The following is a 15,874-nucleotide window of genomic DNA, read 5'->3' as shown; positions in this document are numbered from 1 at the left end:
GATGCCTTCTGTTCGGAGGACGAGGAAGGCTGACCAGCGCCGTGCACCGGCGGAAGGTGATCGAGTTAGGAAGGCTTCAAGTATGATCGGCACCGTGATCTCCTGGCGCGAATCGCCAGGCTCGAAGATCACCAGACCGACCACCGGGGTGTAATGAATACCGGCTTCCGCATTGCTGTTCACCGAAGTGGTGGTGTACATGACCACCCGACGTCCGCCGGCATCCGATCGCTCAAGCACGAAGCGAACCGCATCACTGGGATCCAAGGCGTTGAAGGACCGCAGGCGGAGGCCCTTGCCGAGATCCACCTCAGAAGCGATGGCCCTGGGGAGCAGGGGATCGGCCGGTTCACCACTCACCGATGCCTCCGCCAGGAGCGCGGCAGCCGGAGCCTGCGGCCCGACAGCACCGACATGGCTCGCCAGCCAGACGTTCTCACCGGAGGCGGTCAGCGCGGTCTGCGAACTGGGAACGGCCACATAGAGAAGAGCCGCATTGGTGGAGCCGGAATAGGCGTTCCAGCGCAGCCCGGAATACACCGTGTCGCGAGAGGGGTCACGTTGCAGATCATCACTGAGCAGGATGCTGTCAGTGGCGTCAGGCGTGAGGAACACGGTGTGGTTGTTGTTGATCGCGTTGATGGCTGCTGCATCGAACTGCAGAGTGTTAGCACCAAAGCCCTGACTGGAGATCGCCTCAATCGAACGCAGCTGATTACCCGGGCGAATCGAAAAAGCTGCAGGATTGATGGCGGCCGTATTGAGACTGAAGTTCCAGTCCTGATTCGCCTGCCCCTCGAGCTGGAGGCTGTCCACGCCGATGCCACCATCAATGCGGCGGAAGCGCGCATCGATGATGCTGATCGCGTCGTTACCGGATCCAGCCAGGATCAGATCGCGACCTCCATTGCTGATGATGACATCGGAACCCTCCAGTGCATAGATCACATCACCCAGCGGAGTGCCAATCTGCGTATCATCGGCGGGCGTGCCGATGAGGGTGCCGATATCGAAGTAATCACCGCCAAATATGGCGTATTGATTATCCAGGCCAAGCGAGGGATTGCTGGGATCGCTGATCAGCAGATCCTGGAAGCCATCGCCGTTGATATCGAGGTTGGCGTCGATGGAGTATCCAGCCAACGACTGCTGTGCAGCCGCAGCGAGGTTGGGATCGAGCGGCGAGACCGCATAACCATTGACATCTGAATAGACCGTCGAGAAAAGACGGCCACCAACAGTTGTCAACTGTGGGATCCCGAGAACACCGGTGAACGATTTCCCCGAGGACCAGTTCAAGGCCGGCGCACTGCTGGAACTGGAACGGGTGGCGCTTGCCGTGAACAGCCGCGAAGACGCTCCATCATTGGCGGCCAGATAGAGCTGGGTGGACGTTGCCGCCAGGGACAGCCCCCCACCTGAGGTGGCATTGGCGCTGACGAACTGCACGTTGCCCCAGTTGTTGTTGAGCCAGGGGGTCGCCGTGGGCTGCACCGTAATCCCGATGCCGCCTTCCGGCGTGCTGTCGGTACCACTGAAGTAGGCCAACACCGTTCGCCCCTGGAACCGCGCCGCCGCCAGCCGGCCAGAGCTGGTCTGCACACCGCCGCTATAGCGGAGTACACCGCTGGTGTTGACAAACGTGTCGCCTGAAGGCGTGCTTCCCGCCTGGAGAGAGCTACCCCAGGACGAGCCACTGCTGCCGCTGCTCGACTGCGTCTGGCTGGAGGGGTCGTTGGAGAAGAGGTAATGAATCTTGCTGTCCGTACCCACGAAGTAGAGGGCCAGATAGGAACCCTCATTCACAAGAACCGGCGCTGTCAGGGCCTGTTCACCATTGAGCGTGCTGATGACGGTCCAGGCAGGATCGGCAGCCGTGGGATCGGAGCAATAGGCAAAGCCGATGACATTCTCCTCGGCACTTTTACCACTGCCAATCGTGCTGGTGAAGGCGGCGTAAAGCTTGCCCTCAAACCAGGCAAAGTTTGTGAGGGATATACTTGGCAAGCTCAGCGCCTGACTTCTGACCTGCCAGTTGGAGTTGGCAACCGTACCGAAGCTATAGCTCCCGGTCGGACTGGGAGCAAAGATCAGCCCGGAACCATCCTCGGCCAGGGCAATCACGCCACCCGCTGGACTGATCGCACCCGTTGCCAGGCTCGGCGCTGCCGTCATGCTGCTCGCTCCCTGATAGCTCTGGATCCCTTCAAACCAGGTCTGCAGGCTGGGGATGCTGTCGCTGCTGGTGGGATCGCTGTAGGCATAGGTGTAGGGATCGAGCGCTGCCTTCAGACCTGGGGTCGACCAGATCGCTCCACTGCTGCTGCTGCTCAGGCCGGCCTGATTGAGGCTGAACTGGTTGTCGACCACATGGAACAGGGCCCCATCCACGAGCACCGACTGGATGAACTGACCAGCGGTCTCCACTGGACTGAGGGCCAGGAAGACATCGTCGCAGCCATTGCCATTGACATCGCCTGCGGCGCGGATGCTCCAGACGCCATAGCCGCTGCCGGCGGGGGCATAGGGATTGAGCAGGCCATCGGCGGCGAGGTAATCGGTATAGCCATCGCCGTTGAGATCGCCATAGCCCGCAGCACTGTTCAGCCCCCCCTGACCCGTGCTGGCGGCAGCCGGTTCCGGCAGCATCACGCCACTGGGAAGCAACAGGTTGCTGACCTTGAGCAGGGAGGCAGGATCGCCCGCCTTGGCCAGCATCTCGGCCGCCGTCACGGGCCGTGACGGACTCAGCAGATTGCCGGCGGGGGTGCGCTGCGCAAACGCCAGTGAGGTCGCCACCTGCAGCGGCATGGCGGACGGATTCGGAGCTCCAGTCGGTCGCAGCAGGGGCGCCTCCGTGCCCAGGGCGGGCGCCTCGAACGCCTGGATCAGAGCCTGGCTGGCACCCACCTGAACCTGGGCGGCCAGGCCCGCGGGCGTGGCGGCACCGAGCAGCAGCCGAGCCGTGCTCAACAGCCTGGCGTCAGGGCCGGTGAACTGGCCCCGGCCGGTGGGGTCGTAGCCCACGTTGGCGGAGGTGACCATCAGATCGTCGTAGCCGTCGCCATTCACATCACCGACCGCCTGCAGGCTCGACGCGGTCTCGCTGGCGCTGAGGCTGTTGCTGTTCAACGCCCCGAAAAACTGAATCGCTTCCGAGGAGGTGATCGCCGCTGCCACCAGGGCAGGGGCACTGGCGCCGGCGGCCTGGCTATAGCCCAGGGCGATCGCTGCGCTGGAGTCAAACGCGGCCAGACTGCCGAAATCAGCCACCCAGTTGGCGCCATCACCGCTGCGGAGCAGCTGTGTCTTATTGCCATTGGCCGTGTCGGCATAGCTGAGCACGAGGTTCGTCCCATTGCTGGTGAGCGCCAGGCCCAGGCCATTCGCCAGCACCGGCGGCGTGGTGCCCTCATTCAGGGTCGAGGGGATCTCCCAGGCCGCGCTGCTGTCAACCTGGCTGTCCGGGGTGGTCGTGATGTAAACCGTGCTGCTGCGATTGCTCCTGGTGCCGCCGAGATAGGCGAAATAGGTCTGGCCGTTGAAGCGGGTGGCGGCAATCGCGGAACTGGCAGTCTGGGGTAATGTCTGGGTGCCATCGGCATAGTTGATCCCCGTGGTGCTCCAACCGGAACTGCTGGATGGGGAGGCGCTGTAGGCCTTCAGGATCAGATCGCGGGAATCGTTGGCGGTGAAGTAAACCGCCAGCTTGTCGCCCTCGGTCAACAGCGTGGCCGCGGTGGCCGACTGGCCGGGAATCTGATACTGATTCACCCAGGATCCGTTGACATAGCGCGTGATGTTGATCTGATTATTGTCTTTGCCCAGATAACAGAGATAGAGCTCACCGTTGAACACAGCAATCGACGGGCTCTTGAAGGTGGTCATGCCAGGGGGCAGTGCGACCCAGCCGCTCCAGGTGCTGCCCGCATCGGTGCTTTGATTCCAGTAAATCCGGTCGTCGGTGCCGTGGACGGCAAGACTGATCGTGGCGCCGCTGGTGGCCATGCTGGGGGCCGAGGGCGAGGCACCCCCAATGGCATCACTCCACACCGGCTGGTTGACGGGATTGGCCGCACCGGCCCGCTGGCTCAGGCTCTGACCCTGACCGGCGCCCAGCTCGGCAGTGGTATTCAGCCAGGTGACGCCACTGCTGGTGCCGATCGCAGTGAGCTCAACCGCATCGCTGGCAGCGAGGCTGCTGTTGATCAGCAGGGCCCCTTGGTGGAAGAGCGGCGTGGTGGCCAGCTGGGTGTTCAGGCCGGCCACGCTGGCGAAACTCCAGGCAGGCTCATCGCCGGAGCTGCTGGCCGCGGCCAGATCCAGGGTGCCGAGCTGCACCGAGCCCGCGTTGGTGGTGTAGGTGAGGGCAAGGCCAGTGCTGGTGCGCGTCAGGCCCGGTGCCTGGTCCGCGACCCGATCGGCACTGAGCAGCGATTCCAGACTGGTGAACGCCAGATCACTCGGCGTGGAGGCGATCAGCTCAACGGTGGGCTGACCGAGGCTGGCGGCGTCTGTGCTTCTGCCGCCGTAGGCCAGGATCGTGCGGGTGTCGGTCACCACCCCGGCCAGAGCCGTGAGGCTGGTGATCGGCTCTCCGGTGGGCGTGCTGATCGCCTGGGGGCTGGTCCAGCTGCCGCCGGAGCTGCCGACAGGGGTGAAGAAGGACTGCTGGATGGTGCCAGCCTCACCCAGCCAATAGAGGGCCAGCCGTGATCCCTCGTCCAGGAGCAACGGTGGTGCGCTGGTGCTGAACCCAGCCAGGCGCTGCGGCGCACTCCAGCCATCCGGTTTGCCGTCGGGATTGAGGCTGGTGACGCTGATCGTGCCTGTCGTGGCGTCCACATAGGCCAGCTGCAGGAGGCCATCGAAGTAGGCGATCGAAGCACCAAGATTGGTGGCCACACCCGCCTGACTTTCAGTGGTGATGTCAAACCACGACTGCCAGGTGTTGCCCCCATCTCTGCTGGTATTGATGTAAAGGTTGGTGTTGCCTAGTCCCTTGACGACGCTGTAGAGGGTGTCGCCCACCACCGTCATCGCCGGGGCCTGATCCGTGAGGCCGTCAGTGATCTGCTGAGCGAGCGGGGCGCTGTAGGGATCCACCAGCAGGCCAGCATTCTCGCCCAGCTGGAGCGAGCTGTTGACATCGCCGAACAAGAGACCGGTGAGGCTGCCGGCGCCGGGGGAGTTGTCGCCTGGCACATCCACCTGGCGGAACAGGGCCAGATCGGAAAGGCCATCCCCATTCACATCGCCAGCAGCCAGAACCTGGGTGTCACTGCTGACACTGAAGCTGATGAAGCTCTGGGCGGCCTGAGCAAGAATGTCATCCGTGGAGGCCCCCAGCTCGATGCGGATGGTGCTGGTCAGGCCGCCATCCTGGCGGGAGAAGAAATCCCCATAGCCGTCGCCGTTGATATCACCGATGGAGCGCAGAGACCCCTGCGTGGTGCTGGCCAGGCCCTCGAGAATGAAGCCATTATTGCCGGCGAGCTTGTTGAGCTGGAAGCTGCTGATGTCGGCGAGATACTCCTTGCCATAGGTGATGTAGGCGCTGCCTGCACCACGGGCGCCAAGCAGGATGTCGGGGATGCCATTGCCATCCACATCCTTGATGTTGAAACTGCCACGCCCTGTCTCAGCGTTGGCCACGGCATTGGACTCCACCAGCACATCCAGCGCCAGGCTGCCGGCGTTGTTGCTGACCGAGCCGATGCCACCGGCACCGATCGTGCCGGTGTAGGGACCATTGCCAGCGAGAAAGGCATTGGCGTAATCGATGCTGTCGGTCCCAAACACCAGATAGCCGGCACCCTGGCTGCTGCCGGTATTAGGAGCCTGAATCAGCACATCGTCATAGCCATCATTGTTGACATCACCGCTGGCAAGTCCATAGCCGAATTGGTCTGTGGTGTCGTTGCCATAGAGGGTGAGGCCGGCACTGAGATAGGCCAGATACTGGGGACTGCCGCTGCTCGCATCGACCAGGGCCGTGCTGGGGAGCTTCTCCGGAGCAATGAAATAGGTGGCGCCCGGTCCACCACTGCTGGCGGCACCGATCACCAGGGTCTTGCTTTGGGTGTTGTTGAGATCGGCGAGGGTCAGGCTGGAGCCGAAGCCAGTGGCGCCCGTGTTCCAGGGCGAAGGGCCATAAAAGGTGGCTGTGGGCGCGCTGTCGGCGGCCGCGCCGGCGGCGTAGTAGTAGACCGCACCGACAGCATTGGCGGTGAGGCTCTGATCGGCGTAGGCGGTGGCTTTGACGATCGGATCGGTCATCAGAGCCTTGAGCCGCTGCATGTAGCCGCTGGCTTCGGTGCTGTTGCCCTGGCTGGCGTTGGCGACATCCGCAAAGCTGCCGCTGCCCGCCGTGGTGTTGAGCGCGGAAGCAAGCTGCAGCCTCAGCAACGCCCCATCACCAAAGGGGCCTGGGCTGGAATTGGCATCCAGCTCGTTCTGGACCGCCTGCTTGCCGCTGTACTGGAGAGCCGCGGTATAGCCACTGGCGGCGATCGCCACCTCGCCCGTGTCCGGCGCCGCGGTGATGGCACTGCCGAGCTGCTCACCCCAGTAGCTGAGGACCGTTTCGCCGAGAGGATCGCGGGACTGGAGACTGCCGCCCTGCCCCAGCTGTTGACTGAGACTGGGGGATGGGCTGCCGAGGCTCTGAACCTTGGTGTTGAAGCGATAGACGGCGCCGATGCTGACGGCCGTGCTGTTGTCGCCGCTGACCATCTGCCGTTGATAGCCAGGCGCGCCGATGATCAGATCGGTGCCATCAAAGGCCAGGGCGGTGCCAAACAGGGCATTGCTGCTGTCGTCACCCGCCGGCAGGCCGCCGGCAGCGGCGGGGGTGAGCACGGTGACAACATCACCGAGGTTTTCGGGATTGCTGAGATTAAGGATCTCAGGATTGGTGGTGAGATTCTTCTGGATCCAGCTGCCATCGATGATGTAAACCGTACCGCCGGCATTGGTGTTGGGAGCGGCAAGGATCAACTCATCGTTGCCGTCGCCGTTGAGGTCCACCACCAGCATCGTGTTGCCGATGTTGCCACCCCAGCCAGCAGTGGAATCCGCCTGGATCAGCAGGCCGCCACCACTGCTGGGATTGCGGGTGTCGTTGAGGAGGGGCAGGTTGGGTGCCGCATCAGAGAAGCTGCTGCGGGCCAGCGCATTCAGCCAGGTGATCGGTGATTCAGCGGTGCTGGGATTGCCACTGCTGGGATACTGGCCGGTGTACTGAATCCAGATCCGGCCGGCCGGATTGCTGCCGGCCGTGGGGGTGAAGGGCTGGGCAATCGCCAGCCAGCCGGACGGGGTGCTGGTGTCGCTGTTGTAGCGACCGGCCATGGTGGAGTAGCCGAATCCCTGGACGGGAGTGGGCAAGGCCCCCGGCGTGGAGGCCGATGGCACGCTCTGGCGTTGGATCACCTCGCCGCTGTCGATGTACTGCAGCTGGCTGGTGGCCTGCTCGAGCACATCGGCTGTGGCGATGGCGCTGGGGTAGAGGGACTTGCCCTGCAGAGCCGATGGATTGAGCTGCTGCCGCACCGGCAGCAGCTGCGATGGCGTCACCGTGCCCGACAACACCGTGGGGGGAGGCGTGGTGCTGGTGAGGTTGGGCGTGAAATTGAGCTTGTATTGGACGGAATAGGTGTTGCCTGATTGCCGCTGTTGCAGCGCCAGCTCCTCACTGAGGGGCACCAGCAAGTTGAGCTCCGGCGTATTGGTGAGGAAGGTGTAGCTGAGGTTGGTGTCGCTGCCGGCGGGCTGCAGCTGCTGCAGTGTGCTGTTGCCCAGCAGGATCTGGTCGGGCGCCAGGTTGAAGGCGCTGCCCACGGGCGTGAACGCACCATTGACCACCGTGCCGTATTGCGCAGTGACCGAAGCAAGAGTGCGCTGGGCGGGGTTGAAACTGCTCCAGTCGCCGCCCGACAGGGTCACGATCGCCAGATTCTCAGCCAGCGTCGGCCGCGTGGCACTGGGCAGGGTGGCGATGGGGGCGGCCTGCAGGTTGAGGGACTGGGCCTGCGTCCAGGCCGCATCACCGCTGGCATCCGTGGCGTAGGTGGCGGTGAAGGTGGCCTTTTCGGCACCACTGGGATCCACACTGCGTGCCTGCCAGTGTTGATTGATTGCACCGATCTCAACACCGGGATTCTGATTGAGCTGGGCGATGTTGTAGCCCAGTGCCTGCACCAGTTCCAATGCATCCTTGCCGGACATCATCGGCCAGGGATTCTGAGGATCGAAGACAGCTGGCTTGGCCTCCACCGCCGTCAGGGCGGTGGTGTAGAGGGCCACCTCATCGATGCTGCCACCGGCATTGCCATAGAGCAGCAGGGCTGAATCGGCCTCCGTGGTGGGGGAGAACACATCATCGATCGCCAGAGGCGTGGCGGCAGCCTTGCCGTCGATGTAGAGCGAGGCCGTACCGGTGAGCTGCGGAACCTGATATTGCTTATCGGCAATCGTTGCCAGGACGTAATCCGGCAGGTAGGTGGCGACGACATAGTGCCAGTTGCCATCATTGATCGCTGCGTCGCTGAGCAGACTGGAAGCAGCGCCCACATCAAAGACAAGCTTGCCGTTGGCGTCGATGGAAACGGCCGTGGATTGGTTGAGCTGGAAGTTGAGCCCGTAGGCCGCGTATTGCTCCTGGGCGGTGGCGGATGGGGCCGAGGCCGAAGGCGCGACGCTGCTGGCAGGATCAAGGCTGAAGTTCACCTTGGGCTTGCCATAGCTCTGCTGATATGACCACAGCTGTGCGAACAGCGTCTGGAGATTGGCATTGTCTGTCCAGGTGCTGCTGGCGGCGGTGACCACGCCGGAGTTGATCAGGGCCGAACTGGTGTCCACCGCGATGCCATTGAGGCTGGAGCTGGGGCTGCCATCAACCAGGGCATTGTTGAACTGCAGCGCGGTGCCTGGCACGGTGGCCAGAACACTGGCACTGACCCCGGAGCTCCCCTTCAGCACATCGCTGCTGAGGCCATAGCTGGCCAGAAACTGGGCCATGCCGGGCAGGGCAGTGCCGGCCACCAGGTTGGTGATGCTGAGGGCGTTGCTGTAGAGGTTGCTGCCGCCGGGATTGCTGGCGCCGCTGGCGGTGCTGTTGGCGCCATCGGCCACCAGGCCCCAGTTGTAGCCGTAAAGGTCATTCTCCTGGCCGCTGGGGATGGCGCTGCTGGCGATCAGGCCCTTGGCGACGGCCTGGGCCCAGGTGAGCTGCTCCACCACAAAGCTGGAGGTGAGCGACCAGCCCGCGGGCAGAACGGCGGCGCCCACGGCCGCCTCGGAGGGTTGGCCCAGCGCGAGCAGGCCCGCGCCCTCGGGGTTCTTGCCGGCGGGAGCCTTGACCCAGAACTCCAGGCTGTAAGGACTGCGGGGCAGGGCTTGACTTGGGGTTGTGCTGGCCACGCCGGACTGGGCCGCCAGGGCCTGCTCATAGCCATTGAGGGAGCCCACGCCGATGCTGAGCACACCGGTGCCATCGCTGTTCTGCACGGCGGCATCACTGTTGATCTGCAGAGCGCCGGCGACACCGAACTGCAGACCGGTGCTGGAGGCACTGGTGAAGGTCTGGGGGGAATTGGCGAGGCTGCCGAGGTTGTTGTTGCTGAGCCCGGGACCCTCCAGATTCAACGGGTCGTAGACGACGGGGCTGCTGTTGAGCACCGAGAGCTGGTAGGGCGTGGCGACGTACTGGCTCCAGCTCAGCGAGGGTGTCTGCACCAGGCTGCCGTCGGCCGCCACGCTCCACTGGCTGCTGAGGTTGAGATCGGTGACGCCCAGCCCCACCTCGGTGCTGGGATCCCAGGGCACCACCTCGGGCGTGGAGAAGCGGCCGCTCTGGGGATCGAACTGGGCGGATTTGATCACCGTGGGGATGGACCCGTTCTGCAGGCTGGAGAGCTGGGGTTTGAGCCCCTGCATGGCCTCAATCGAGGTCTCCGTCCATACCATCAGCACCTGAGGGCTGCCCGCACCCACGGGGGTGGTGTTGACCACCTGCAGGTTCTGAATGATCGCGCCGTCTGCGGGAACGTAATAGAGCGGATTGGTCTCCCATTCGCCGCGCGCATTCTTGTAGGAGTAGGCGATGCGTTGATTGCTGTAGACGTCCCCGATGAATTTCTGGTAGCTCTCGATGCCATTGGCCCCTGCGGAGGGAACGGCCCGTTGCACAATCCCTTGGCTGGTGAGGTTTTCCACCCAGGCCACCAGCGGTTCACCCGTGCTGCTCACCAGGGTGGACACCGGCTGGCTGGCGAGGGAGAACTCCGGCAGGGTGGATTGGTAGCCATCCACCGGCAAGACGGCACGGTTGTTGGTCACACCCCAATACGCTGGCCGCGTTGGGGTGGCCGCCATCCAGCTGATGGCATTGAGGTAGGTGCTGTTGCCTTTGGAATCGCGGTACACCACGCGGCTCTGCAACGGCAGGGCCTTCTGATTGGCATACAGGGGAGCGCTGTCGGTGTTGCCGGCAGCGATGTAGACGCCGGCGCCGGTGGGCTCGCTGCCAGGGGCAAAGGCCTGGGCAGAAAAGCTGCCGTCGTCAATGAAGTTGTTGTAACTGGCGCTGGACGGACTGAGGCTGAGGCTGGCGGCAGCTGTGGGCGACACACCCGCAGGAAGCTGCAGATCAAGGCTGTAGCCAGCCGCACTGGCCGCGGCCGCGGTATAGAACGGCTGCTCGAGGATCACCTTCTGGATCTTGCCGGCCACGAGCACCACCGTGGCGTAGGTGCTGGTGGAGCCCTGCAGATCGGAGATCGGCCCTGACCCGTCGGCCGCAGCGATCGTGCAAAGCACGCGGCTGTAGGTGTAGGGAGTGTTGTCACCCGGCACGGGGGCCGTGGCGGTGGCGGTGCTGGCATCCCAGAGGGGATAGCCCGAGCCCCCGGAGCCCACCTTCACCTGGTTGAACACGGAGATCGGCGTCTTGCTCAGCTGGGCGGGCGGGTCTCCAGCCGGAGGGTTGGTGGTCACCAGGATGGTGGGCAGCACAACGGTGCCCTGGGCCACGGCAGCGGGGTCGGCCAGGTTGGTGCCGGTGGCGGGATTGACGGTATAGAACTCAGGCACCAGCACCACTTCACCGGCAGAACCGGTGTTGCCGATGGTGCTGTAGGGGGGCAGGTAGAGGTAGGTGCCCGTCTTGGTGATCACCACGCTGGTGATAGCACCACCCGTCACCACAATGCTGGCTTCCGCATAGCTGTCGCTGCCCTCCGGCACCACACCCAGCAGGCGCACATTCGTGTAGCTGCCATCATTCAAGCCACGGCCACTGCTGCCACTCAGCTGGAACAGCCTGGTGCCGACCAGGTCGGTGGGCCCTGCAGACACCACCAACGAATAGAGCGTGCTGACCGTGCTGCTCAGCGTTGAGGCGCCCGCCCCGTCGCTGGCCGTCGATCCGAGGCTGGGGTTGTAATAAAAAGGCGAAGGGTCCGTGCCTGCCACGGGCTGCGCATCACCCACATCCTCTCCGGGAAGGCCGGCAGATTCCTGCGCCCCAGGCCCCGAAGCGGACGGCGGCGCCGGAACAACGGTGGGATCGCCCGAGGCGGTATAGCTGGTGGAGTAGCGAAGAATCGGCTGGAAGGCGCCCAAGAGACTGAAGCCGACTTCAGCGAGAAACCTGTCATTAAAAAAGGCGTTATTACGGTCCGGGCCCAAAGCAGCATTGAAGCTAATATTATTATAAAGATTGGCCTCAAAGCCCAGACCGTTCCAGGCGACCGTGGCACTCAGCGTTGTGGCATTGAACAGGCTCTGCTTGCTGGTCTGAGTGGCCGGCTGCCGCACAGCCACACCCACGGGAGCGAGCAGGGATGTGGCCGTGCCAACAAGACCAAGCGCTAAATTGGCATAAAGATGAGTATTCGGCTCGTCCCTGTTATAGAGAGCCACATCTTCTTTTGAGAGTCCATAGGTGTTAGACTTGAGACGTCGCATCCGTGCATCCGTCTCCCCACGCAATTTGTTGAATCCATAAATATTTAAGAGAAAGCGAGCCGCGGTTGCACTGTCCGCTGTCAATCCCGCCACTTCGGGCAGGATTCCACCGGCGCCGGCGATGGGCAACCCGTCATTGGAGAGCGTCTGAACCCACTGATAGCCAAAGGAATCAGAACCCTTGATATTGAAGAGCTGAACGACCGGAAAATCACCGATTTTAAGCAGCTTTCTCTGGGTATAACTGGCACCCAGATCAACGGCAAGCGCCTCACGACTGACAACCTTGATCGGCGCCTTGGGCTGGGCGCTCAGACTGGCATACAGAAATTCGGAAGCCACCGATCCCGAAAAACCGAATGCATAGTTCTTGGTGACTTTCTTGGTTAAATTATCAGGACCAAGGCTGAATTTTCTCGCGTCAATGAAACTTCGCACTTGATCCGTTGTAGCGACGACGAACGCAAGTTTGGTAATGCTATCAAATGCCGGCCCCTCTCCCGTGTTGAGCAAGCCGAACGACCCCCTGCCATAGATGCCCCAGCGCCATTCGCCACTACCGTCTTCCGCTCTAGAGATATCACCTCCGATCGACGGGAGGCCCGTGAGCGCGAGGAGTCCGCTATCGCGCTCCAAGCCTTGGCTGAGAAATTGAACCGAACGACTTCGCGGCCTTTCGGCGTTGTCAAGAACACCACTGAACATCTTGGACGCTTTATATGAATCCTCAAACGTGCGAACCGGCTTGAGAAGTATGGGCTGGGAAGAACCATATTCCGCGATATCATAGCCACCACCAGACGAAGACGTGCTGAGGATTTCAGACACCTCACCTCTTCCCGAGGTGTAGAGAGGCACACTGATCTGCCACTTCACAGGCCTCCCCAACACGCCAAAGTTCAGAAAGCCATTGCCGCCCGTGCTCGCCTGGCCGCTCAGGCGGGTCCCACTCCACACCACGCCTCCCACGCCGCTGCCCGGCAGTGCGCCCTGCAGCGCGTTGCTGCCGCTGAACACCAGGGTGCTGCGGTTGAACTGGATCCCCTCCCCCGTGGTCACCCTCGGCGCCGCCAGGGGCGCGCTGGCGGGATTGAGCACCAGGCCCTGCAGGCTGCTGCCGGCCGCCGCCTGCAGGCCATAGCCGCTGGGGCTGTCGGCGTCGCGCTGGAGGGCGAAGTCCTCCCGATACAGCTCGGTGTCGGGCCTGGCGATCCCCAGGCCGGTGGCCGTGCCCTCGGCTCCAGGCCGTTCCTCCTGCTTCTGGCTCACCAGCGAAAAGCCGCCGTTCACCCCCGCCACCAGGCTGAACTCCTTTTCGTTGACGCCATTGCTGGTCAGTGACTGCGGAGCGCTCCACTGCAGCTCGCCGTTGCTGTTCCACTGCCCGAACACCGCCTGGATCTCACTGCCGTTGCCGCGGCCGGTGCGGTAGGCCACCACCAGGCCCGGATTCCAGGTGCCCGAACTGGAGGTGGAACTCGTCGGCCAGAGCTTGTCGAGGTAGAGCACGCTGAGGCTGTCGCCCCCCACGGCACCCGGCACCGCCTCGCCCTGCTCCCAGCGCCCCGCCTCAGGATTCCACTGGCACTGCAGCAGCAGGCCGTTGTCCACCAGAAAGCCATGGCTGGTGCCGTTGGCATCGATGACGGCCTGAAAGGAGCTGGTGGTCGGCATGGCAGACGCCCCCAGCAGGAGGCGCGGATCGGGACTCTCCTGCAATCATCCATGGCTGCCTGCGCTTTGCCATCCCTACAAATGTCGGGTCTTGGGGGTTCCGTCACCACGGCTGCAGCGGCCGTGCCAGGCCTGCGCCCTCTCCCGCTGCGCCGATCCCTGCGCCGATGGCCACGGCATCAGGCTGCGGCCCCAACGCCTCGCCGGCTCTCCTCTGTCGCGGGGCGGGCTGGTGTCGCTATGTGGCAGCTGAACCAACCCTCGGTTCAGCGCCCGGCGCCCCGTTCGCGGATCAGGCCCAGGTCCAGGGCCCGGCTCAACACCTCGGTGCGATTACTGACCGCCAGCTTGCGGATCAGGCTGCTGACGTAGTCGCGCACCGTGGTGGAGGAGATACCACTCTCCAGGGCGATCGTCTTATTGGTCAGCCCGCGCGACAGACCGGCCAGCACCTGCTGTTCGCGGCCGCTGAGGGTGATGGCGGCCTGCTGCTGCAGTCGCTCGCGCAGACGCGGGTCCAGGAAGGTCTGGCCATGGCGCAGCGCCTGGAGCGCCCGGATCAGCGTGCCGCTGCCGAAGCTCTCCACATGCACGATCGCCTGGGCCTGGCAATCGGCCAGGGCCTCGGCGGTGAGCCAGTGGTCCTGTTGCACCAGCAGCAGGATCAGCACCCGGGCGCGGCTGCGCCGCAGGCGGCCGATCAGGCGACGGCCCTGATCGGCGGCGATGCTGTCGGTGAGCACAACCAGCGTTTCGCGGCCGTCACCGTCCTGCTGGCGCACCAGATCCCACACCTCCTGTTCGTTGATGCCGCTGCCGCAGAGGTTCGGCACGCGCGCCAGCCGCGCCAGCCGCGCCACCAGGTGGGCCTCCAGCCAGGAGCCGGTGCCGGCCACGATCGGCCAGCCGCCCAGCAGCGCATTCACCAGCAGGGTGCGGCGGATGAACCCCGGGCTGGTCGGCACGAAGCGCAGCGCACTGCTCAGATCCGCAGGCCGCAGGCTGTCAGGCATTGGCAACCCACACGGCCCAGCTTCAGCGTGCGAACGTAGTCGATGGGCGACCGCAGGCCCGCAGCTCCATCCCGAACGGCTGGTCACTGGCGGCGGCCAGGACCTGCCCGCCGGAATCGGACGCGATCGTCTGGTCACGACTCATGCCGGGATCTCCGGCGTATCCGGCTCCGCCTCCTGCAGGGCGACCGGCTCCAGCCCCCGGCGCAGAAAACGGGCCAGCAGCCACAGCACAGCAGCCGTGGCCGCCAGGGCCACCGCCCGCAGGGTGAGGGCCAGCGGGCTGAGCGCCCCGCGGGCCGCCTGGGCCCCCAGCGATCCGGCCCACACCATCAAGCTGAAGCGAGGCACCAGCACCAGCGAGGCCAGCGCGTAAGAGCGCAGCGGCGTCGGCCCCAGGGCGCAGGCGGCGTTGACCAGATACATCGGAATCGCCGCCAGCCGCAGCAGCACGATCAGCCTCACCCCGGCCGGTTGCTGCAGCAGCAGACGCAGACGCCGGCCTCGCCGCCGCCGCTCCAGCCAGGCCTGCAGGCGCGGCCGCAGCACGCCACGGCACAGCCTCCAGTTGAGCGCCAGGCCCAGGGCCTCGCCCGCCAGCACGACGGGCACGCCGATCCAGGCACCGAACAGGGCGCCGGCCCCCACCACCAGGGCCCCGGCGGGCAGGCCGAGCCCCACGGCGGCGCTGAGCAGCAGCAGGTACAGATAGGGGTGGATCGATGGCATGGGCGTGGAGGAATCGCCGCGAGGCAACGAACCGCCGCAGGATCCGCCAGAGCCGATCCGCACATAGACCAAAATCTAACCAGCGGCTTCCGAAGGCTGAGCTCCACGGAGTGGCGCTGCCACGGAATCCGGATTCAGCCTGGCTCGCCGCCAGCTGCCTCACCGCCACCGACAGCGGTGCCCTGGAGGATCTGCTGCAGTTCGAGGCCGCCCTCAGCACCGTGACCTCACTGCTGTGCTTCGGCTTCATCGCCGGCCTATTCCAGGCACACGCGCACAGCACACACCTCGCGCTGCATGTGGATCCGGCCAACAACACCGCCGCCCAGCTGGCGATGCTGGCGCCATCTGCTCATCGGGGTGGTGGCGGGCCCGCTGGTGGGGGCGCTGGCACCGCCCCTGATCGATCGGCTGGTGCGCTCCGAATCGCTGCTGCTGCTGCTGCTGCTGGTGGCGATCTCGCTGGCCTTCGTGGCCTACGGGCTGGG

The 15,874-nt window shown here is 64.3% G+C and carries 5 protein-coding genes; 2 read left to right on the top strand and 3 right to left on the bottom strand.

Annotated features, from left to right (window positions below):
• On the bottom strand, positions 1-13,644 hold a 13,644-nt coding region (locus tag AC01FP_RS13060), incomplete at its 3' end, for a hypothetical protein (protein WP_474480797.1).
• A 91-nt stretch (positions 13,645-13,735) separates the two neighbouring features.
• Here AC01FP_RS13060 and AC01FP_RS13055 point away from each other — a divergent pair.
• The gene (locus tag AC01FP_RS13055) at positions 13,736-13,897 is read left to right on the top strand and encodes a hypothetical protein (RefSeq protein WP_474480796.1); all 162 of its coding nucleotides are present in this window, start codon (positions 13,736-13,738) and stop codon (positions 13,895-13,897) included.
• Positions 13,898-13,910: 13 nt separating this feature from the next.
• Here the strand turns inward: AC01FP_RS13055 and AC01FP_RS13050 are convergent, their stop codons facing one another.
• Entirely contained in the window at positions 13,911-14,657 is a 747-nt protein-coding gene (locus AC01FP_RS13050; RefSeq protein ID WP_474480795.1) for a response regulator transcription factor, read from the bottom strand.
• A gap of 141 nt (positions 14,658-14,798) precedes the next feature.
• Positions 14,799-15,386 carry a VTT domain-containing protein gene (locus AC01FP_RS13045; RefSeq protein ID WP_474480794.1) on the bottom strand — a complete coding sequence of 196 codons (588 nt, stop codon included), beginning with the start codon at positions 15,384-15,386 and terminating at the stop codon, positions 14,799-14,801.
• A 297-nt stretch (positions 15,387-15,683) separates the two neighbouring features.
• Between AC01FP_RS13045 and AC01FP_RS13040 the strand changes: the two genes are divergently transcribed.
• A partial coding sequence (locus AC01FP_RS13040) for a hypothetical protein (RefSeq protein WP_474480792.1) occupies positions 15,684-15,874 on the top strand: 191 nt, incomplete at its 3' end.

It is taken from the genome of Cyanobium sp. NIVA-CYA 375 (assembly GCF_056108345.1).
The sequence above is the reverse complement of the archived record's forward strand: the minus strand, read 5'-3'. Positions and strand labels throughout refer to the sequence as shown.

Coding starts and splice junctions, on each gene's coding strand:
- AC01FP_RS13045 (WP_474480794.1), bottom strand. CDS start 15,386: ATGCCATCGATCCACCCCTATCTGTACCTGCTGCTGCTCAGCGCCGCC.
- AC01FP_RS13050 (WP_474480795.1), bottom strand. CDS start 14,657: ATGCCTGACAGCCTGCGGCCTGCGGATCTGAGCAGTGCGCTGCGCTTC.